This is a genomic window from Pseudomonas sp. nanlin1 (genome assembly GCF_045571515.1).
Classification (GTDB): Bacteria; Pseudomonadota; Gammaproteobacteria; order Pseudomonadales; family Pseudomonadaceae; genus Aquipseudomonas.
The window spans coordinates 2028447-2050107 of sequence record NZ_CP124218.1 but is presented as its reverse complement, the minus strand read 5'-3'; the positions used below and the strand labels follow the sequence as shown (position 1 = coordinate 2050107).

Annotated in this window: 17 protein-coding genes, 1 other RNA gene and 2 pseudogenes; 8 read left to right on the top strand and 12 right to left on the bottom strand. The window is 55.6% G+C overall.

Annotation, left to right across the window (positions count from 1 at the left end; all coding sequences use genetic code 11):
* The first annotated feature begins 6 nt into the window (after positions 1 to 6).
* Together QCL65_RS09675 and QCL65_RS09670 are read left to right on the top strand one after the other, a co-directional pair.
* Entirely contained in the window at positions 7 to 1191 is a 1185-nt protein-coding gene (locus QCL65_RS09675; protein WP_407315992.1) for a hypothetical protein, read from the top strand.
* Positions 1173 to 2267: a hypothetical protein gene (locus QCL65_RS09670; protein ID WP_407315991.1), complete on the top strand. Its 1095-nt coding sequence runs from the start codon at positions 1173 to 1175 to the stop codon at positions 2265 to 2267. The genes QCL65_RS09675 and QCL65_RS09670 overlap by 19 nt, the downstream gene beginning before the upstream one ends.
* Positions 2268 to 2334: 67 nt before the next feature.
* On the opposite strand, the pseudogene QCL65_RS09665 reads toward QCL65_RS09670, so the two are convergent.
* A pseudogene (locus QCL65_RS09665) lies at positions 2335 to 2482 on the bottom strand (DUF4113 domain-containing protein); the annotation flags it as partial.
* A gap of 126 nt (positions 2483 to 2608) precedes the next feature.
* Between QCL65_RS09665 and dusA the strand changes: the two are divergent.
* The 4 genes and pseudogenes from dusA to QCL65_RS09645 all read left to right on the top strand — a co-directional run.
* The gene (dusA, locus tag QCL65_RS09660) at positions 2609 to 3604 is read left to right on the top strand and encodes a tRNA dihydrouridine(20/20a) synthase DusA (RefSeq protein WP_407315990.1); all 996 of its coding nucleotides are present in this window, start codon (positions 2609 to 2611) and stop codon (positions 3602 to 3604) included.
* Between the two features lie 147 nt (positions 3605 to 3751).
* Complete coding sequence (locus tag QCL65_RS09655) at positions 3752 to 4453, top strand: glutathione S-transferase family protein (protein WP_407315989.1); 702 nt, start codon at positions 3752 to 3754, stop codon at positions 4451 to 4453.
* 37 nt (positions 4454 to 4490) lie between these two features.
* Positions 4491 to 5054, top strand: a complete 564-nt coding sequence (locus QCL65_RS09650) for a TetR/AcrR family transcriptional regulator (protein ID WP_407315988.1) — start codon at positions 4491 to 4493, stop codon at positions 5052 to 5054.
* A 1235-nt stretch (positions 5055 to 6289) separates the two neighbouring features.
* A pseudogene (locus QCL65_RS09645) lies at positions 6290 to 6652 on the top strand (resolvase); the annotation flags it as partial.
* A 200-nt stretch (positions 6653 to 6852) separates the two neighbouring features.
* Here the strand turns inward: QCL65_RS09645 and QCL65_RS09640 are convergent.
* From QCL65_RS09640 to ffs, 5 genes are all read right to left on the bottom strand, one after another.
* Positions 6853 to 7290 (bottom strand): hypothetical protein, encoded by a 438-nt coding sequence (locus QCL65_RS09640; protein ID WP_407315986.1) that lies wholly within the window; start codon positions 7288 to 7290, stop codon positions 6853 to 6855.
* 274 nt (positions 7291 to 7564) lie between these two features.
* Positions 7565 to 8140, bottom strand: coding sequence for a hypothetical protein (locus QCL65_RS09635; protein WP_407315985.1), 576 nt, complete (start codon positions 8138 to 8140; stop codon positions 7565 to 7567).
* A gap of 118 nt (positions 8141 to 8258) precedes the next feature.
* The gene (locus QCL65_RS09630; RefSeq protein ID WP_407315984.1) at positions 8259 to 8936 is read right to left on the bottom strand and encodes a DUF2971 domain-containing protein; all 678 of its coding nucleotides are present in this window, start codon (positions 8934 to 8936) and stop codon (positions 8259 to 8261) included.
* 114 nt (positions 8937 to 9050) lie between these two features.
* The gene (locus QCL65_RS09625) at positions 9051 to 10535 is read right to left on the bottom strand and encodes a hypothetical protein (RefSeq protein WP_407315983.1); all 1485 of its coding nucleotides are present in this window, start codon (positions 10533 to 10535) and stop codon (positions 9051 to 9053) included.
* 244 nt (positions 10536 to 10779) lie between these two features.
* An RNA gene (ffs, locus tag QCL65_RS09620) (signal recognition particle sRNA small type) lies at positions 10780 to 10876 on the bottom strand.
* Between the two features lie 386 nt (positions 10877 to 11262).
* On the opposite strand from ffs, the gene QCL65_RS09615 reads away from it, so the two are divergent.
* Positions 11263 to 11523, top strand: a complete 261-nt coding sequence (locus tag QCL65_RS09615; protein ID WP_407315982.1) for a hypothetical protein — start codon at positions 11263 to 11265, stop codon at positions 11521 to 11523.
* A 154-nt stretch (positions 11524 to 11677) separates the two neighbouring features.
* Positions 11678 to 12172, top strand: coding sequence for a GNAT family N-acetyltransferase (locus QCL65_RS09610; protein ID WP_407315981.1), 495 nt, complete (start codon positions 11678 to 11680; stop codon positions 12170 to 12172).
* On the opposite strand, the gene QCL65_RS09605 is transcribed toward QCL65_RS09610, so the two are convergent.
* From QCL65_RS09605 to QCL65_RS09580, 6 genes are all read right to left on the bottom strand, one after another.
* Positions 12158 to 12649: a hypothetical protein gene (locus QCL65_RS09605; RefSeq protein WP_407315980.1), complete on the bottom strand. Its 492-nt coding sequence runs from the start codon at positions 12647 to 12649 to the stop codon at positions 12158 to 12160. The genes QCL65_RS09610 and QCL65_RS09605 overlap by 15 nt on opposite strands.
* Positions 12650 to 12773: 124 nt before the next feature.
* The gene (locus tag QCL65_RS09600) at positions 12774 to 13940 is read right to left on the bottom strand and encodes a putative zinc-binding metallopeptidase (RefSeq protein WP_407315979.1); all 1167 of its coding nucleotides are present in this window, start codon (positions 13938 to 13940) and stop codon (positions 12774 to 12776) included.
* A 118-nt stretch (positions 13941 to 14058) separates the two neighbouring features.
* Entirely contained in the window at positions 14059 to 16398 is a 2340-nt protein-coding gene (gene ligA, locus QCL65_RS09595; protein ID WP_407315978.1) for an NAD-dependent DNA ligase LigA, read from the bottom strand.
* A gap of 74 nt (positions 16399 to 16472) precedes the next feature.
* Complete coding sequence (gene zipA, locus QCL65_RS09590; protein WP_407315977.1) at positions 16473 to 17318, bottom strand: cell division protein ZipA; 846 nt, start codon at positions 17316 to 17318, stop codon at positions 16473 to 16475.
* Positions 17319 to 17501: 183 nt separating this feature from the next.
* Complete coding sequence (smc, locus tag QCL65_RS09585; RefSeq protein ID WP_407315976.1) at positions 17502 to 20990, bottom strand: chromosome segregation protein SMC; 3489 nt, start codon at positions 20988 to 20990, stop codon at positions 17502 to 17504.
* 2 nt (positions 20991 to 20992) lie between these two features.
* Positions 20993 to 21652 (bottom strand): GntR family transcriptional regulator, encoded by a 660-nt coding sequence (locus QCL65_RS09580; protein WP_407315975.1) that lies wholly within the window; start codon positions 21650 to 21652, stop codon positions 20993 to 20995.
* Positions 21653 to 21661 lie beyond the last annotated feature (9 nt).

Below are 21661 nucleotides of genomic sequence, written 5' to 3'. Positions count from 1 at the left end.
GGCAAGATGTCTACACCAGCAGTCAAATTAAAGGACGGCAGAAGCGAATGCTGGTCCATTATGGTTACCGTAAATTCCCGCTCATATTTGGACTTGGTTGAAGCCTCTTACGATAAAGACGGTGGATTAGACGGTCAGCGACCCGCGATAAAATCGAAGTCTGGACTCAAAATTAGGAATCGATTGGTTCGTGACATTAGCCAAGGCGCGGTTATTCCTCCAGTTGTTATCGGGGTAGTTTGCTCACCTGAAGACTATGACTTTTTAAGTGTTCTTGATGACTCTGACACCCTCATATCGACTATTAAAGACAAAAGCCTTGACGTCAGCATTATTGATGGCATGCAGAGAACTACAGCCTTAAAAGAAGCCAAAGTAGACGATGCCTTGGTTCGAGTTGAAATATGGCTATCTCATAAAGTCGACAGCTTAATTTATCGCATGCTTGTGCTCAACACCGGTCAAGTACCTTGGGATTTAAAACGACAACTAGACGTGCTTTACAAGCCACTGCTCAAAAAAGTCGGCGAGCAAATCGCTGACATCCGCGTTATTGCAAATGGGGATACATCAAGACGGTCTCAAGCTGGAACATACAAAAGTTCCAGAGTGGTTGAGCTCTTTCTCGCATTCACATCAAGATCTATAGATGTTGACATAAAAGACAAAATGGCTGACGAGTTCGCCAAGATTGACATTACTGATGCTGCGTCTAACGAAGAATATTTCCCTCTTTTCTTGAGTGCATTAACTTTGCTTGTCGATATGGATGCACAGTTCGACAGAGTCTCACGCGGTGTAATCGAAGCAAGTGAAGAGTATAGAATTAAAGTTGGCCGAGACATCTTTACATCCGCCCCTGCATCAATTGGATTTATTGTTGCCGTAGCTGAAGCTGTTTTAGGTATCGCAGGCTTCGATTATGATGTTTCCGAGGCTAGAGAGCGGATGGAAAAGGTCAAGGGTAACGCGGATACCCTTATCAAATTCATGAGTAGCCTTGAACCCCAAGATCTTGCAAACTTTATAGACTTCGAAACTCTAAATGAAGTTCATGCAGGCAGGGGTAAAACGAGCCGAATAGGTGAAGTTGAACGAAATTTTTACCTGCGCGCATTCTCATTTTTGTTCAAACATGTTGATCGTATAATTGAAAATGGCAGCATGTACCCATGCTGGCGGACAGCATGACGAGAAACCCAATAACTTTTATCAAGGGCCCTCTTTTGGAGTGGCTCAAAAAAAACTCTGACGAAGGCATTATAGATGCTTTCTGGCCTGTGCCTTGTGATCGAGAATCCGCAGATTTTCGAGAGCTGTGTAACAATGGTGTACGGCTTTTTCAAAATTGCTACTGGGGCGATGCTGAAAGACTGGATGGAATTTTCTTGTCAAACTTCAAGCTTAATGATGAAAATTATTTCTGCATATCCAGTAGCGACCAACTTTTTGAGACATATGATCCGACAGCCTTTGGTCTTATTGAAACAGAACTACATTTCTTACAGAGCTCAGCCTTTTTAGTCATCAGCGACTTCAAACTTAAAAGACCCATCCCAAGCCGACTATTAAACGGTGATACATTTGAGGATGACTTGCAGAAATTTTTCCCGAAGATAACTGCATTTCGACTCGCGGAAGACAACACCAGAGAATATTTACTAGCCACATACATCAGAGTCGTACTAGCTGCCGAGCCCCCAGAATCCCCTAGCTTTATCTTCAAAGATGAGCTAATAGCACTTGCACTCCTTATTCCCGAAACCGATCACAACTGGCTTTTCTTCCAATTACTTTCACTGATAACATCTAAACGACACGAAAACCTGTACCTAGAGCTATACAGACTATTAGAGTTTTTCTTCCCAATCGCAAACATCTTTAATTTAAAAAACCAAATCGCTTACCCTGGAGCACCACTGGAGCTATTAGAAAACTGTCGAACGCAACTCAGTTGGAACATGAACCACAATACTGGCGCTCGTGCCGCGCTAAAGTATTCTGGGACACGCTTCGCAGAGATACTTTCTGGAGAAGCCTTCAACCTCCCGCCTGACTGTAGCCGAGAGGAACGGGACAAAAAAACACTAGCATTTAAAAGTACTGCAATGGAGTCTCTTGCAGAACTAAGGCACTCCCTCACCCACCAAAACTTTAAAAGAACTACCGTCAAACGTGAAAATCTAATCAAATCCACAGAATCACTATTAGTTTTCCTTGGGGAGGCATTCACTGCATATAGAAGAGATATACTTGGCATCCACTAATTCATCTTCACCCACATTTGAAATACTGACAGATTGCTCAGCAAAGCTATTGCGGACATAAATCCGACTATCGACAGATCACAGTCCATAGTTGACCAAGCTTGGTGGTATAGCTCTGACTTATCATTTCTCGGCGCATACCCCAATCCGGGTTTGCGGGCACGCTTGCTGAGCGCATGTGCCCCTTCCCACCGTTTGTTAATCCGGCCTAGTACAGCCATTACATGAGGAAAGGGGACAGATTTATTTAATATTGATCTAGCCTCGCACGATCTACCCCAGCCCCTCTAACCCATTTCTGATAAACTGCTAAACCTTCGCAATCTCCGTCCCAGATCCCAATGCCCTCAGACATAGCGCCACCGCAAGCCCTGTCCCGCCGCTTTAGCGTTGCCCCCATGATGGACTGGACCGATCGCCACTGCCGGTACTTCCTGCGCCTGCTCTCGCGCCACACCCTGCTCTACACCGAGATGATCACCACCGGCGCCCTGCTGCATGGCGACCGTCAGCGCTTTCTCGGCTACGACGAAACCGAGCACCCGATCGCGCTGCAACTGGGCGGCAGCACGCCAGGGGACTTGGCCGCTTGTGCCAAGCTGGCCGAGCAGGCGGGGTATGACGAGGTGAACCTGAACGTGGGCTGCCCCAGTGATCGGGTGCAGAACAATATGATCGGCGCCTGCCTGATGGGCCATCCGGGCTTGGTTGCCGACTGTGTGAAGGCGATGGTGGATGCCGTGGCGATTCCGATCACGGTCAAGCACCGCATTGGCATCAATGGCCGGGACAGCTACGAGCAGTTGTGTGATTTCGTCGGCCAGGTGCGGGACGCAGGGTGCCGCAGTTTTACCGTGCATGCGCGGATCGCCATTCTCGAAGGCCTCTCGCCGAAAGAAAACCGCGACGTGCCGCCGCTGCGCTACGACGTGGTGGCGCGCTTGAAGGATGACTTTCCCGACCTGGAAATCGTGCTCAACGGCGGTATCAAGACCCTCGAAGACTGCAAGACGCACCTGCAAACGTTCGACGGGGTAATGCTAGGCCGCGAGGCTTATCACAACCCCTATCTCCTGGCTCAAGTCGACCCGCTGTTGTTTGGCAGCACAGAGCCGGTGCCGTCGCGCCAAGGCGTGTTGCTGCAAATGCGCCCCTATATCGCCGCGCACATTGCCAGTGGCGGCAATATGCACCATGTGACTCGACACATGCTGGGGCTTGGCCTGGGCTTTCCCGGGGCGCGTAAGTTTCGCCAGTTGCTGTCGGTGGACATTCACAAGGCGGCGGATCCGCTGGCGTTGCTGGACCAGGCCGGGGCTTTTTTGCAAGGGCATTGAGGAGCGAGGCGATGCTCCCGGCTAAATGACCGTTGAGCGGAACCACCTAACAACCGTTAGGTAGGCTATTGACCGCAGTCAATCGAGCCTCTATGGTTTGTCTACCTAACAACCGTTAGCTAGATATTCCAACATCTGGAGATGGCCATGACTTCCAAACTGCAGCTCTTCACCTCCCCTTCGGCATTTCCCAACCCGCAGCGGCTACGCCTGTTCCTGCATGAAAAAGGCATTGCCGAGCAGTTCGATGAAGTGATCTACGACATGGCGCCTGGAGGTGAGCAGCGCGGGTGGCGTCATTTGAATATGAACCCTTGGGGTGAAACACCGACCCTAAAACTTGCGGATGGCAGCTTTATATCGGAGACCCCGGCGATCGTGCGCTATCTGGATCAGTCCTATCCGGGTCGCAAAATCATGGGTGAAGATGCTTTGGAGCAAGGCCTCGACAACATGTGGGATAACCGTGTTTGGGTGCACATCCTGTACCGCATCGTTACGGCTTTTCATGTGTTACACACCGGCCTCGGCTTCAAGCTTGAATTGACCAAAAACGAGGCCTGGGGCGAGCACTGCCGCAAAGAAGCACTGACCCACGCCGCGCTGGTCAATCGCCATTTGGCCGATGGCCGTGAGTGGCTGCTGGGCGGCGCCAACCCCACGTTTGCTGACATTACCCTGGCCACCGCCATTGCCTTCTCGAAATTCCCGGTCAACGCCACCCCGCTGGACGAGCGCTTCGAGCACCTGGATACCTACTGGCAGCGTTGGAAAAAACGCCCAAGCTTTCAGGCGGCTTACGCTGATCGCAGCAGCGGCCTACCCGAACTGGACGGCCCCACTGCATAATCCTGCACACGGCGTCTAAAGCAATTAAGGTAAAACGATGAGCATCAATGCCCGGGAGGCCATCCTCATGGCCGCCCGTAATATTGCCCAGTCCCAGGGTTACAACGGCCTGAACTTTCGCGACCTGGCTCAGCAAGTGGGCATTAAACCCGCGAGCATTTATTACCACTTTCCCAGCAAGGCTGACCTCGGCGTGGCCGTCGCCAGGCGCTACTGGGAAGACGGTGCAGCGGCGCTTGCGACGATATCGGAGCAAACCCCGGACCCTTTGCAAGCGCTGGGGCGTTTTCCGGAGATCTTTCGCCGCTCGCTGGAAGCGGACAACCGGCTGTGCCTAGGCAGCTTCGTGGGGGCCGAAACCGATAATTTACCCGCCGAGATGGCGCGGGAAATACAAACGTTCACAGAGGTCAATGTGGCCTGGTTGAGCAAGCTGCTGGTAGCGGCGAAGGTCTGCGAGCCCAGCACTAGCGACACCCGCGCGCGCGCGATATTTTCGGCCGTAGCGGGTGCTCAACTGATTGCCAGAAGCCGCGCGGACATCTCGCTGTTTGACACTCTGATCGATGCCTATCGTGACTGTGGGCCGCTGCCGGCCTAATCGAGCACTGCAATGCGCTGAGGCTAAGTACAAAAGTATCGACCAAAAAAAACCCGCCGAGGCGGGTCATTTTTTTCATCAATACCATTCCAACATCCTGTCGGTAGCCATCCCGGCTATGGTGATCATCCTTGACCTCCGCGGCACTTCCTGCGCTGCGGTTGATGTGGCTAGATTGCGCTAGTGTAAGAAAATCGTACAGTGCTGATTCACTGAAAGGCGTGTAAGCCTTTTGCCATATCGCCGGGCGTAACATGAACGCCTCGCGCGCAGGGGCCTGCTATCGTGGCAGTCGGGTAGGACAAGAACGGGAACAGGGCTGACCACTCTTTGCATCACCGCTGGGTGAAAGAGTCAGGATTAGTTTGGATTGGAAGGGGTTTAGCAGAATGGAGGCAACCCCACCAGCCACACCCCGGCACTCAATGTTCCCGCTGTGGCTGCTTCCTTCCGGATCTGACCATGCAAGCATGCCCGCTGATCGTTGCGGACCTTGTGTAACAAGGCTTTCAGGCTTTTGAGGTTGCAAGATGTCTACCGGGCGAACGCACTGCACGAGCATTTAAAACGCAAGGCGCGGCAAGCATTGATCCACGTTGGTGCCCCACCCATAGCCTATTGCCCGCCGCCAACCGGTCTACTGCCTAAACCTTCGATTGCCAAAACATCTATTTCCAAACCGTCGCACCTTGCGTATGTGCCTGAACTTGCGAGAGCAGTCAGACTGCATTATTCCTCGCCAGTTCGCTGGCCCAGCCAGTACACAACTACCTGTATGAGCACCCTCTGACAGACATCCTAATGCTGCGTAGGCGCTGTACTGAATGGCGAGATAGGTGCCCAACCATACCCTTAATAAATCTCCCACACCACCCCATAACGAAGCCTGCGAAATCAATCGCTGATGGTCCGGCTCTGTCTACCATGTCGTCGCGGTATATAGATGAAGGGAAATGTGGCGGTGCGTGGCGTGAGGTCAGCACGCACGAAGTCGAACGCTCATTACGAGATTTGCTCGAACTGATGGGCGACATGCCTGTTGAAGCCTTCGACGCACAGCAAGCACGACTGCTGAAAGAGTGTTTGAGCCGATGCCCTCAACACTTCGGCCTACGCCCTGAGTTCGAAGGTAAGAGTTTGCGAAAGGTTGTCGAGTCGGCTGGCAAGTACAAGAGGATCTCTGCGGTAACGGTGAACAAGGGCTCCGTAAACTCTCTGCATTTCCCAATTGGTGCAAGGCCAAAGGGTTGAGTCTGGTAGTTGCTGATTTACCTACCAGCCACATGCTAGTTGAAGCGAATGGAATCGCTACGCAGATCATGGATGTGATCAACAACATGCTGATCGATCTGATGGCAACAATGGCACTACTGGATCGAGAGAAGCGCGTGGAGCCTATCAGGCAGGGATTGGAGAACAAGAAGAGAGCTGATCCTAGCTGGAAGCCAACAGGTAAAGGACGGAACGCTGCCAACTGGGCGAAGGTACAAACTCTAATGCAGAAGAATCCAACCATGTCTGCTAACAAGATTGCCAAGCTGGCAGACTGTGGTGTAGCCAAGGTGTATAGGATCAAGAAAGAATCGAATGCGCCGTGATTGGATACCTGTGCTGTCTCTGCAGTCCAAATCGGGTACTGTGACACCTGAGCACCGAAGGTTATTTTCAGAAAGCGGCGGCGCTCATTAGGCCCCCTCGCACCTTAGCGGGTTAGGCAAAATCACCAAAATTATTTTTCCAGTCAACGGACCAACCACCAACTCAAGCGCACTACTTTTCTGGCGGCGGGGCAAGGTTTCTATCCAGCACGGTTTTTCTTGTCGTAGGGAGCAGATTCCCAATCCAACTGGTCAAGCTGGTACTTGGTGTTTATGTACTGTTGTCCAATCGTTTGATCGATCCAGCCGTATTGCTGAATGATTCTGGGATTTACCCACCCATCAAAACTAAAGTCCGCAATTTGGCTCCTCCAGCCCTTCAGATACGCCGGAACATCGAACCTTCTCCGCCCCTTCACGGCATCATTAGCCCCGAGCAGATACCATGGGCCATCATACGCCATGTCGAAAACGAGATTGACACTTTTCCGCTGCCAATAGTTGTTATCGACTTCCCGTTGGCATTCTTCGAAATTGAAATGCCCGCCGTACCTCAAGCCATCCACAGCCCGTTTAATGTGAGCCCGAGCCAGCTTACGAGCTTTATAGCGAATGATTTTATCGAAGACAGTAGACATAAGATATTCCGTTGTCAGTGGGTCACAGCAAGATAACATGCACTTGAAGGTGTAGAGCTATCCTAACCGCAGTTTCTGAAGGGCATAGACCAGGGACTCCAGAGCATTATTTTAATGGTTTCTGCATCAGAACCTCGAAGCTTCTCAACTTATTTTCATAATTGTCGCGTTGTTGTTTAGCTTACTTTTGCCCTACCCGTCAAGCTGTATGATGGTCACGGCGTTGAGAGTACCGGCGCTCACAATCCAAGAAGAAGATGGGTGACTCCAAGCATTAGCCGAGCTTCAGTTCTCCTCGCGCTTGGAGATCGCTTACCAACCATAGCCCCGCTTTGGTCATTAAGCAAAATGTAGCTATTACAAAGCCAACTGCCAACCCATCAGCAATGGTCAGTCGCTTTCCATCAGATTGGATCACCGTTTCTTTAATGGGTCCTTCTCCTAGGTACGGCACGGCGGCTTTATGCTTAAAGTTGTCGGCTAGAACGATATAGTTATCAAGCTCTGACTGACTGAGCTTCTTTTCGAAATCATGTCCGAAATCATTTCTGACTTTATTCAGATACTTCAGCGATTCACCGAGCTGAGCAGGTAGTCCGTATGCGATTGCAACCATAAGTTTTTCGTTAAAGTATTTTAGGCACGTACCACGCCTATCCTTTGGGAAAAATTTTTTGCTCTCATCAGGTATTCTTTCTGACAGATACACCTCTAGGAATCTTTCTGAAATGAGTTGAAGGCGGAGAATACTGCCAACGTCGTCATTATTAGCAATGATGTCAGCGTAATAATTTGGATCGATAAATTTAGTGAAATCGTGCCCAAACTTTACCATTCCCTGCTCCATCATGCGGCACCCAACTTCAATATAACTTATGAATTAATATCGTTAGAACCGGTTATGCATATTTACACATACAAACCGTACCATTCCGCAGGTTTGCCATTCAGCAACACCCTTAGTTCTTTCAACGAGACTTAACAGTATAAAGCTTCGACTTCCTAATCGTACCCTTAAACCCTAAGACATCTTGAATATAGTGACGCATGGCATTACAAAGTTCATCCGGAGCTCTAGGATCAAACAATATTGATTCAATCAGATCAACACCTTCGAAATTGACAACTATCCCTTTCAACACACCACTACCGTCTCTGTCGGCATTCGAATCGAATAGAATTGCCCTCACTTCACTTTCGTGCTCAAAAGCCGATCTTTTGATGCACAGTAAATCAGCACCTAGAGAAGGACTGCTAAATTCACTGTCATCCATGAGAGCCTCGACCTGGGCAGTTTCTTTCTTATAATCCACTTGCGCTAGGTATCTAACCTTTTCCAACCTCCTTTTGAAACCTTTATTGTTCGCAGTGTAGGCTTGCATAGCTTGAGTTAGCGTCCCCACCTTAGTACGAAGACGAACGCCAAGAAAATTAGGTGAGTATATCCTCCACATTGCATCAGACATACTGGCTGTAGTCCAGCACTGAGCAAAAATCGCATGATCATAGCTATGTTTCACATGCGTTTCATACGGGTCTTCCCACTGAGACGGGTGCGAAAAAAAAAGCTCGCCCTTTAGCACCTGCACAGCGTGGTCAAACCTCATAATACGATATAGGTATCTATTTCCTGAAATCTTTGCCATGCCACACCTCGTATTTCAGGCATCAAACTCCCCGAACACTAGAAAATATAGCGTTTTAGCAATCCGAAGCCGCATCACCCACTTTACCGTCCACCATCGGAGACAGCGTGGGCATCAATTTATCAAATCACTCCACTGCCGCCTAAAGCCTTCAAAAATATTATCACGCTCATTATTATAAATCCCCACCAGAATTTCGATATCATTATCTTCTAACACAAGTATATAACCCCGCCTATCCTTAGCAGTATCTTTGCATCTTTCCAGCAATAGCGACCTATCATCGAGAGACCGACATACCAGAATACCGACTTCCCCTCTACTTGGCCCAAACCTAGAGGAAAGTTGATCAACTTCAGGATTTCCGACTTCCTTTCCGTAGTTCTTACACTCAACAAATATCAAAGGAGCACAGTAATGAAGAGACAGCCATGCAAAAAATCCACTCTTTGCCTCATTGCTATACGTGATATCAACCCGTTTCCGACCTTGGTGCAAAACAGCTTGTTTCTTAGGATTACAAAGAGAAGGATAGAAAATAACAGAGAAGATTTTTTCGATTACTTTTTCGTAAGCGTCCGCATCATTTCTCCCCGGAGCCAAGGCTTTCATTTCAAGCACCAACAAATCCAGATTAGGAGGTTCAACCCCCTCAACCTCGGAAAGCTGCTCATGAGACAACGGTGGGGAAACGTTACTTTCTTTGAACTCCCTATATTCATCCAGAACCCTAGGACGCAGCTGGGTCTCTCTTACAGCAGCCAACTTATCACGTCCATATTTTTCCATAAGAGCCTTTTTCGTAACTCGCTCCCTACCATTACTCAAAACCTCTACAAGACTTGACCTTGCACTTAAGTGTTCCTGCTGCATCTGAGGTAGCAAATAGGTTCGGTAGTATTCATCAAATCGGTAGCTAAGGCGCTGACGAACTAGAAGCTTAGGAACCAAAATCACTTTTCCATAAGGTGTGATTGGCAAAGGAACGAGAGCCGTTTCCCACTTCCCCGCCTCCGCATTCCATATAGGACCAGAATCAACACCAGGAGTTAAAGGGACACTGTAAAAGGAACACATATCCTGCGTATATCTTATAAGCGGTCCACGCAAAATATTGCACACTGCATCAGATATCATGTCTGTCCCTATGCCCGGAATGAGCAATGCGGTGTCCTCAAGGTCTCTCAGCAAGCCGGTTTTTACAGCCTCACTTTGACTGAGGGCACCCCAGACGCTCTTGGCCGATCCACTTCCAAACCCATGCCCTCGAGACTCATTTGCCGAGTAGCCCAAATGGAACTCATTTCGTTCATTCAGTGATGAAAGTAGCTTTTGTGCTTTATCATTATTTCCGGAGCGGATTAATGTTAAAACTTCTTCAAAGAAAGTCTGGAGGAGGGATGATAATTCATTACCCCATGGACTACTTAAAGACTTGATTGCAGTTGGCTCCAAGAATACAGGAACGTCAGTATCCAAACGAATATCGACAAAATCTAAATAGGGCTGCGTCAGCCCAAGCTTGAAATGCTCAGAAAATCTCATCATTCCCTCGATGACAGTCAGGTCTAGACCTAACAATACCGGGATACGAATCATTTTGCCATCAAGCGACCTGTAGACGACGCATGGACTAGGGTGCGGGATCAAGCAGCAGCGCGCTCACCGTCAAATTGAAATATCGGTCAGAAGCGGACAGGACATTGAAGAATTGGATATAGAATTAGCACGAGATAGCATGCCGCTTACGGTGCACCACTTAAGTGTACTCAAAAGCTGTCACACTTCGAGATTTTTTACTGAGAAAGCCTTTGGAATTCAACAGCTTGCTTGATGGAGGCAACCCCACCAGCCACACCCCGGCACTCAATGTTCCCGCTGTGGCTGCTTCCTTCCGGATCTGACCAGGTTGACGGGTAATCGATGCGGGGGGACCGGTGGGGTCACCATAACGCCACTCGCTTGGCAGCGAGCGGGGCCATTGTACCGGTCTGGCGAGAAGTTACAACCTTTGACTACAGATAAAAATCTGATGGGGGATCAAGCACTTGGCTTAGGCTCTGGTTGCTTGGGACTGGCTGTGGGCTTATAGTCCCGGCGTCGCTGCTCATCAGCGATCGGGTGTGGAAGCCCGGTACAGGCGCATGACCGTCAATCAGCACGCCAACGCATTTCTCAGCGTTGGTGTGTCTGTTCTATGGCGGCTGTGTGCAGGGCACCTTCGGGTGCGCCGGTTCCTGTACCCGGTCTTCCACACCTGTGCACAGCTGCCACCCGTTGTGTGGAAGCGACAGGTGGCGGCCAAGACTCTTACAGGAGTTTCATCATGCCTGATGGCCGGTTTTGCCCGCTTGATGCCGAATTCGGCAAGCTCAATGTCCTGCATATCGACACCCACGCCCCCCTCCCCGATCTTCTCCAATGCACCGAACAACGCCTGCGCCTGGCGCGAAATCTATTGGCCAGCCTGGAAGGTGCGGACACCTGTGATTTACGGCCGGTGGCCGAGGCGGCGCAGTTGTTGTTGGAAGACGCGTGTGGGGTGTTGGGCCAGGTTGATAAGGCGCTGGGCCGGTGGGTGGGGTAGAAGATCGGGGGCAAGCCCCCTCCTACGCGACGTCGTACACATCCCGTAGGAGGGGGCCTTGCCCCCGAGCTCTTGACCCTCGGCCACCCACCAGTTGCCGCCTGACCGCAAAACTGGCAGCTTAGGCCTTTGCATGAGTGGAGTTACAGTCGGTATGCACACGGTTTTACGCGACTACAGCGAGTTGTCTGCCTTTGAGCACGAGCAGTTGCTGGCTTTAGAGGTGAGCGCTGAGCAGCTGGCGTTTTCCGGGGATATCTACAGTGCGTTGTACACCCTCAGCTCCGCCAAGCCGGACGAGATGCGCGGGCTGGTGTTGCTGGCCGACGGGGTGCCACGGGGGTTCTTTTTGCTGAAACGGGGGATCTACCTGCCGGGCTGGGCCGACCCGCGCGCCTGTACCTTGCATGCGTTGCAGGTGGACCAGCGGGTGCAGCGTCAGGGTATTGGCCGGGCTTGCTTGGAGGGGCTGCCGGGGGTGGTCCGGCAACTGTGGCCAGACGTTCGCTACGTGCAGCTCTCCGTGGATGCCCACAACCCGGCCGCCTTGGGCTTGTACACCGCTCTGGGTTGGCAAGACACCGGCGAAGCCTATCGTGGCCGAATTGGCTTCGAGCGGCGGCTGACGCTGACCTTAGGCGGGCTCTAAATACAATTCAATTGAATAAAATGCAGGGTAATAGAATTTTTTTGAATAAGGGAGCTCAGGGTCCCATCCATTACTCACATCAATGTTCAAAGTCTCCTCGGCAGCGTCAGCGGTAAATGTGCCCTCGACGATGTGCCACAGTGGATTGGTTACAGAGGCGCCCCTCAGAAACCAATCCGCCCCGCCTTTGCGGCGAAATTCCAACCGGGTGGGGTGAGCATTCGGGACCACCAGTGCCTTGGTCCTGACTTCCAGTCGATACTTGCGCCCGATTATCAGGCCTCTGAAAGGCTTTTCCAGTAATTGGGCCAACATGGGGCCTTCGGAATCTTCTTTGAACTTCAGAAAGGTGTCGCCGGCATCCGTTTTGCGCTCCAACTTCCAGCCGACATTTTTGGTAACCCAGCCGTTATAGGGTTCATTGGGAAATTTTTCAAAATCGGTATGGTCGATCAACGTTGCGCCGTTGTTAGACATCACAATCTCCTTGGCTGCAAGCTTGCAGCTGAGCCCCACGACCATGCCCACCACGGCCTTGGGAGATTGAAACGTCCTACGCTAGAGTTGCCTACCTAGCTAAACGCCCAGGTAGGCGAACGCCTTAAGCCTGCAACACCTCGTCAGCCCGGCCACCCTTCTCCTGGATCACCAGGTGAATGAAGTGCAGCTTGGCGATGACCGCCGGTGGCAACACGAACGGGTAAAAGTCCGGCTGGCCCATGGCGCGTGACAGCTCGTTGAGCATCCCGGCCAGCTCGATCCAGGCGTTGACGAACGAAAGGAACGCCGGGCCGCTGGGGTGTTGCGGGTTGTAGAGCGTCTCGAGGGGGAATGGCAGGTAGTCGAGGTCCATTTCCCGTGCACTCATGCCAAAGCCCAGCGCCGTGTCGACTGCGTCCATCATGTGCAGGTAGTGGGCCCAGGTTTCGGCCCAGTCTTCCCAGGGGTGCATGGTGGCGTAGGCGCTGACGTAGCCTTGCTGCCAGTCGGCCGGGGCGCCCTCTTGGTAGTGGCGCTCCAGGGCGTCGGCGTAGCTGTAGGTTTCGTCACCAAACAGGCGGCGGAAGTCATCTTGCCAATGGGTGTCGGCGATCAGCCGGTCCCAGTAGTAATGGCCCACTTCATGACGGAAATGGCCGAGCAAGGTGCGGTACGGTTCGCGCATTTGTACGCGAACTTTTTCCCGATGGGCGTCGTCGGCTTCCTTGATGTCCAGGGTGATCAAGCCCTCGGCGTGGCCGGTGGTGGGCAGGTTGCCCTCCAGGTCGATGCCGATAAAGTCAAAAGCAAGGCCGGTGGCCTCGTCCTGCTTCTTCGACACCACCGGCAAGCCGAGGTTGACCAACTGGGCCACCAGGCGCCGCTTGGCGGTCTCCACCTTGCACCAGCGCTCGGGGTTTTCCGCGACGCTCAGGTCAGGGATGGTGCGGTTCAGGTTGCAGGCCAGGCACAGCGCGCCTTCACCGGCGCTATGGGGCACCAGCCAATTGCACGCGGCTGGGGTTTGCAGGTTGGCGCAGCGGCGGAATGTTCCGGCGTCGGGCCGAGCACTTAGGGACCAAGTATCCACTTCTGGGCCGGCGACCAGGGCGGACAACAGGTTGCCTTCAGGCCAGTAACCCAGGCCGGCATTGCACGCCAGGCATTGGGTGTTACGGAAGAAGATCGACTGCCCACACTGGCATTCCCAAACCTTGCTGTGGCGGTTTTCAGGTTTGGTGAAGGGTGCTGCGATACGGGTGCTGATTTGTTCGAAATACTGATACATGGTGATCTCCAGGGCGGCCTGAAGACTAGAGCCTGGCCGTGTGAAAAAGGTTTCATCGGCGTGCTGGGTGGTGAGATGAAGGGTCAGATAGCGGGGAGCACGCCCCCCCGCACGGGGCTCAAAGGGTCTGAAGGAAGCTGAGGAACTGGTCTTCGTCCAACACTTTGAGCCCTAGCTCGTTGGCCTTGGCCAGTTTGGAGCCGGCACCTGGCCCGGCGACCACGCAATGGGTCTTGGCCGACACGGACCCAGCGACCTTGGCGCCAAAGCTTTCCAGCTTTTCCTTGGCCACGTCACGGCTCATTTGCTCCAGCGAGCCGGTCAGTACCCAGGTCTGGCCGGTCAACGGCAGGCCTTCGACCACCCGTTTGCTGCTGGTCCAGTGCATACCGAAGGCCAGTAACTGCGCCTCTACGGCGCGGGCCTGGGCCGCGTTTTCAGGGACCAGGAAATACTCGCGCACCGCATCAGCCTGTCTGGCCGCCAAGGCCTGGCGCAGGTCGATACCGTCGGCACTGATGATCTTTTCCAGGCTGTCGAGCTTGGCCACCAGTTTTTGCGCGCCCGTGGGGCCGACGAAGGGGATGTCCAACTTGGCGATCATCCCCGCCAGGCTGGTGCTGGCGGCGTACTCGGGGTGCACCTCGCCTTCGTCTTGCAACTGCAGGCCGCGCTCGAGCAACTGGGCGATCACAGTACGGTTGTGTTCGTCCTCGAAGAATCGGTGTATTTCGTAGGCCACTTCCATGCCGACGTCAGGCAGGTAGGTCAGCACCGGCGGCAAGGCTTCGCCGACCCGCTGCAATGAGCCCAGCGCGCGCGCCAGCACCTTGGCGGTTTCTTCCCCTACGTCGGGGATGCCCAGGGCATAGATAAACCGCGCCAGGCTGGGGCGCTTGCTGTTATCGATAGCCGCCAGCAGGTTCTTGCTCGACAGCTCAGCGAAGCCTTCCAGGGCCACCACGGCCTCGTAGTCGAGGGTATAGAGGTCCGCAGGCGAGGCCACTAGGCCCTCGTCCACCAGTTGCTCGACGCTTTTTTCGCCGAGGCCGTCGATGTCCATGGCGCGCCGCGAAACGAAGTGGATGATCGCCTGCTTCAACTGGGCCCCGCAGGCCAGGCGGCCGACGCAGCGGTACACCGCGCCTTCGCTGACGGTCTCTTTGCCCTTGCTGCGTTTGACCAGTTGCGTGCGCTCCACCTGGGAACCGCACACCGGGCAAGCGTCTGGAATCTGTACCGCGCGGGCCTCGGCGGGGCGGCGCTCGAGCACCACCTGCATGACCTGCGGAATCACATCACCGGCGCGGCGGATAACCACCGTATCGCCGATCATCAAGCCCAGCCGGGCCACTTCGTCCATGTTGTGCAAGGTGGCGTTGGCCACGGTCACGCCCGCGACTTTCACCGGTTTGAGGCGCGCCACTGGGGTCACCGCGCCGGTGCGGCCCACTTGAAACTCGACGTCGAGCAGCTCAGTGAGCTCTTCCATGGCCGGGAATTTGTGGGCGATGGCCCAGCGCGGCTCACGGGCGCGAAAACCCAGTTCGCGCTGCGCACCGAGGCTGTTGACCTTGAACACCACGCCGTCGATTTCATAGGGCAAGGCTGCTCGGCGCGCGCCGATGTCGCGGTAGTATTCCAGGCATTGCTCAATGTTCTTGGCCACTTTCAGCTCGCGGCTGATGGGCATACCCCACTTTTTCAGCTGCTCCAGGTTACCGATGTGGGTGCTGGCGATGTCGTGGGACACCTGGCCGATGCCGTAGCAGCAGAATTCCAAGGGGCGACTGGCGGTGATCTTCGAGTCGAGCTGGCGCAAGCTGCCGGCAGCGGCGTTACGCGGGTTGGCGAAGGTTTTGCCGCCCACTTCCAGTTGCGCCGCGTTGAGGCGCTCGAAGCCGGCCTTGGACATGTACACCTCACCGCGCACTTCCAGCACCGCGGGCCAGCCTGTGCCCTGCAGCTTCAGCGGCACATTGCGGATGGTGCGCACGTTGACGCTGATGTCTTCGCCGGTGGTGCCGTCGCCGCGGGTAGCGCCGCGCACCAGGGCGCCGTCTTGGTACAACAGGCTGACGGCCAGGCCGTCGAGCTTGGGCTCGCAGCTGTATTCCACGGCTGCGGCGGCGAACAGGTCGCCGCTGGGCAGGTCGAGGCCGTCGGTGACGCGGCGGTCGAATTCGCGCAGTTCGTCATCTTCGAAGGCATTGCCCAGGCTGAGCATGGGGATTTCGTGGCGCACTTGGCTGAACGCCGTCAAAGCGACATTGCCCACACGCTGGGTCGGCGAGTCGGCGGTGACCAGCTCTGGGTGCTCGCTTTCCAGGGCCTTAAGTTCGTGAAACAGCCGGTCGTATTCGACGTCGGGAATGCTCGGCTCGTCGAGTACGTGGTAACGGTAGTTGTGCAGGTCGAGTTCGGCACGCAGTTCGAGAATGCGTTGTTGGGCGTTCATGGGGCGGGTTCTCTATAAAAAGCAAAAGAGCAGCCGCAGCTGCCCTTTGTTGTTCATTAATACAAGGACGACGCTTAACGCCGGTGGGTCATCGCCCGGCGCTCGAACTCGACGATGCGCTGGCGGTAGTGTTCGATGGTCTGCGCGGTGAGAACGCTGCGTTGGTCGTCTTTCAGTTCGCCGTCCAGCTCGTGGGCCAACTTACGCGCGGCGGCGACCATCACGTCAAACGCCTGCTTGGGATGGCGCGGGCCGGGCAGGCCAAGGAAGAAGCTGACAGCACGGGTACTGAAGTGGTCGATGTCGTCCAGGTCGAAAATGCCCGGTTTGACCGCGTTGGCCATGGAGAACAGCACCTCACCGTTGCCGGCCATGCTTTCGTGACGATGGAAAATGTCCATCTCGCCGAAACGCAGGCCGCTTTCCAAAATATTCTGCAACAAAGCCGGGCCTTTGAAGCCGGTTTCGCTGCGGGAAATCACGCTAATCACCAGCACTTCTTCGACTGGCGGCAGATCTTTATCGGGGCTGCTGCTGAAGCTCGGCGCTTTGTCTTCGTCGGGGAAGTCGTTGTCGCGGCTGGAAAAGCTGGGCTCGCCGAGGTCCAGCTTGAAGTTCATATCGCCCTGCCCTGGCTCGCGCTTGCCGCGCTTGGGCTGGGCTTCGCGGGCGGGCGCGCTCATGGACGGCAGGTCCTGCTCGTCGAGCTGCGGCTCTTTATGCTGGTCATCCAATACCCGCGGCGGGCCGAGCACTTCGGTGCTGCCGGCGTCGTCGTCGGGCACGTTGGAGAAACTGCGATCAAGGCGAAACTTGAGCTTGCCCTTGCCACCGCGCATGCGGCGGAAGCCATCGAAAATAATACCGGCAATGACAATGATGCCGATGAGGATCAGCCACTCGCGCAGACCGACTTCCATTTAATCCTGTGCCTCTATAAAAAATGCTGAAAAATAAAGGGTTTAAACCCCTTTAAAACGTGGCGCCAACTCTATGTTCTGACAGGCGTTTTACCCACGCATACGAAATAGTTACATTAAGCTAGCACGCCCTACGAAAACTTTACACCGTCTGTCGTAATCCCCGCGTTTATTGCCTGTTCGTCAGGCGTCGACCAAGGCCATGGCTTCCTCGACGTCCACCGCCACCAGGCGCGAGCAACCGGGCTCGTGCATGGTCACCCCCATCAGTTGATCTGCCATTTCCATGGCGATCTTGTTGTGGGTGATGTAGATGAACTGCACAGTCTGCGACATCTCCTTCACCAGCCGTGCGTAACGCCCTACGTTAGCGTCATCCAGCGGCGCATCCACCTCGTCGAGCATACAAAACGGCGCCGGGTTCAGCTTGAAGATGGCAAAGACCAGCGCCAGGGCGGTCAATGCTTTTTCACCACCGGACAGCAAATGGATGGTGCTGTTCTTCTTGCCAGGGGGCCGCGCCATAATTGTGACCCCTGTATCGAGTAAATCTTCGCCTGTCAGTTCCAAATAGGCGCTGCCACCGCCAAAAACTTTTGGAAAAAGGGCCTGAATACCCGCATTTATCTGATCGAAGGTGTCTTTGAAGCGCTGCCGGGTCTCCTTGTCGATCTTGCGGATGACATTTTCCAGGGTATCCAGGGCTTCGACCAGGTCGGCGTTTTGCGCGTCGAGGTAGTTTTTGCGCTCCGATTGCTGGCGGTACTCGTCGATGGCAGCCAGGTTGATCGCGCCCAGGCGCTGAACCCGGGCGTCGATGCGCTGCAACTCTTCTTCGGCCTCTTTCTCGTTGGCCAGGGCGTCCAGGGTGGCCAGCACACCCTGCAGGTCATAGCCGTCTTCGCGCAGTTGCTCTTGCAGGGCGGTACGGCGCACGCTCAAGGCCTGCCATTCCATACGATGCTGCTCGCGCTGGCCGCGCAGCAGTTGGGCCTGTTGCTCGGCCTGGGTGCGGCGTTTTTCCACGTCGCGCAGCTCGCGGTCGGCATCTTCCAGGTGGATACGCGCGGCACGCATTTCTTCATCGACGCTCATGCGCCGTTCGAGCAGCTCTTCAAGCTTCAAGCGCAGCTCTTCGAGGGGCGCTTCGCCCTCTTCCAGGCCCAGGCTCAATTGTTCGCGCTTTTCATTCAGGCGTTCGGACTGCAACGCCAGGCGCTCCAGGGCCTGCTGGGTGGAATCGTGCTGGGCGCGCAGGGAGCCCAAGCGCACTGCCAGTTGATGGGCACGCTCCTGATGCTGGCGGGCGTCCTGGCGCAAGCGTTCCAGGCCGCTACGCAGGCCCTCGCGTTCGCTGATCAGCGCCTCGCGCTGCTGGGTGTCGTTGGCCATGGCGTCGAGGGCATCTTGCAGGTGCAGGCGCGACTCGCCCAGTTCTTCATGCTCCAGGGCGCGTTGCTCGGCGAGTTCGGCCAGCTCTTCGGTCAGGCGGCTGCGGCGCAGGGTGAGTTGTTCGACCTTGGCTTTGGCGGCCGACAATTGGGCTTTCAGTTCGCCTTGCTGACGGGCTTCTTCTTGCAGCCGGCGGCGCAGCGCCTCGCGTTGCTGCTCGGCGTCATCCTGGCGTTCGCGCAACGCCTGCAACTGTTCTTCCAGGCTAGCCAGGGCGCTTTCGCGGCTGGCCAGTTCCAGCTCCAGGGCCTGCAATTCCTGGGCGCGGGCCAATACCCCACTGTGGGCGTCGCTGGCCCGGCTGACCCTAAGAAAATGCCGGCCGACCCAGTAGCCGTCCTGGCTGACCAGGCTTTCACCTGGCTGCAGTTGGCTGCGCAGGGCCAGGGCGCTGTCGAGGTCGGCGACCGGTTTCACCTGGCCCAGCCAGGGCGATAAATCCACCGGGCTGTCGACTTTGTCGAGCAGGCTGCCCGCCTGGCTCAGCCCGGCATGGCCGGCGCTGAGCAGGCGCAGGTCACCCTGGCTGAACGTGGCCAGGTCCAGCCCGGCGAAATCATCGACCAACACCGCCTGCAGGTCGGCGCCCAGCACCGTTTCGACGGCCAACTCCCAACCGGGCTCTACCTGCAGGCCTTCGGCCAGGCGTGGGCGGCCTTCGAGTCGCTGCTCGCGGAGCCATTCGCTAGTGCCGGTGCCGGGGTCCAGCGCGGCCTGTTGCAAGGCCTCCAGCGAGGCCAGCCGCCCGTTCAGGCGTTGCAGTTCGCCCTGGGCTTGTTGCTGGTCCTGGTTGGCCTGCTGCAAGGCTGTGCGCAATTGCTCCAACTGCTCGACCTGCTGCTGTTCTGCATAGCTGAGTTCTTCCAACTGCAGCTCGCTGCTAGCCAATTGTTCGCTAAGGTCGAGAATCGCCGCGTCTTCCGGGCCCGACGCCAGCAGGGCGTGTTCTTCGCCCAAGCGCCGTTGGCGTTCGGCAAGGCGCTCCATGGACTGCTCCAACTGGGCGATACGCGCCTGCTGCACCTCGGCCAGGCGCAGCGGCTCGGCCGCCCGCGCGGTAAAGGCGTCCCACTGTTCTTGCCAGGCATGCTGGGTGGTTTCGGCCTCTTCCAGCGCCGCGGCGGCTTCTTCAGCGGCGGCGCTGGTGAGAGCCTGCTCGGGCTCGAGCATGGCCAGCTCTTCGCCCAGGGTCGCGAGCAAGGTGGTGTCGTGGCCCAGGTGGGATTCGGTTTCCAGGCGCGCGCGTTCGGCTTCTTTGAGGTCATCCTGCAACTGGCGCAGGCGCTGCTGGCCGTGCTGAATGCTCTGCTCGACCCGGGCGATGTCCCCGCCCACCGAGTAAAAGCGCCCTTGCACCAGGTTGAAACGCTCGGACAGGTCATGGTGGCCGTCGCGCAAGCGCTCGATGCTGGCGTCGGCGTTGCGCTGCTCGGCCACCAGAGCTTCGAAGGCCACTTCCTGGTCGCCGATCACCGCCTCGCGCTGGGCCACTTGCTCGTTCAGGGCTTGCCAACGCAGGGCCGCCAATTGCGCCTTGAGCTGGCGCTCCTCGGCTTTGTATTCCTGGTACTTCTCGGCCGCCTGGGCCTGACGGTGCAGGCGCTCCAACTGGCGCTCCAGCTCTTCACGCAGGTCGGTCAGGCGCTCGAGGTTCTCGTGGGTGCGGCGAATGCGGTTTTCGGTTTCGCGGCGGCGCTCCTTGTACTTGGAGATACCGGCGGCTTCTTCGATAAAATTGCGCAGGTCTTCGGGCCGCGCTTCGATCAGCTTGCTGATCATGCCCTGCTCGATGATCGAGTAACTACGCGGCCCCAGGCCGGTGCCGAGGAAAATATCGGTGATGTCCCGGCGTCGACACTTAGTGCCATTGAGGTAATAGGTGTTCTGGCTTTCCCGGGTGACTTTGCGCCGAATGGAAATTTCCGCGTAGGCCGCGTACTCCCCCAGCAGGGTGCTGTCGGAATTGTCGAACACCAACTCGATGCTGGCCTGGCTGACCGGCTTGCGGCTGGTGGAGCCGTTGAAGATGACGTCGGTCATCGATTCGCCACGCAGGTTCTTTGCCGAGCTTTCGCCCATCACCCAACGCACCGCATCGATGATATTGGACTTGCCACAGCCATTGGGGCCGACCACGGCCGCCATATTGCTGGGGAAGTTAACCGTGGTGGGGTCGACGAAAGACTTGAACCCGGCCAGGCGAATGCATTTGAGGCGCATGCTTAACGCGCCGCCAGAGCGGCGAGCACCAGCTCCGAACTGCGTCGACAGTAGGCGCTGAGCACCTCGCGCACTTGGCCGGTGTCACGGGCCATGACCGCGTCGAGCAAGCGGTCGAAAAACACCAGGTATTCATCCATGGACGCCTGCCGCTGGTCCAAGGCCAGGTAGTAGGCACGGCTCATGGCCGGCTGCAAGTTGTCGACGGTTTCCTGCAGGTACGGGTTATTGGCGAACGGATACGCGGCGCGCATCACGTTAAAACTTTCATCGACAAAAGCCTTGGTGTCCTGGCGCTGATAACTGGCCTGCAAGCGCTGCTGGATCTCGACGAACGGCGCGAGGTCGGCCAGGGTCTGCCACCCCTGGGCCACCGCATGGCCGAGCAAGATGTACATTTCGCTCATCAACGCGCAAAGGCTGAACACCTTGTGCGGGGTCAGCTCGGTGACCTGGGCGCCACGGCGCGGCAAGATGGTGATCAAATGGCGGCGTTCGAGGATCAGCAACGCTTCACGCACCGAGCCGCGGCTGACGTTCAACGCCTGGGTAACCTTTTGCTCCTGTATACGCTCACCGGGCGCGAGTTCGCCGCGGATGATGCGGTCGGCAAGGTAATGGGCGATCTGCTCGGAGAGACTGTCCGGCGCCTTGAACGTCATGGTGGTCCT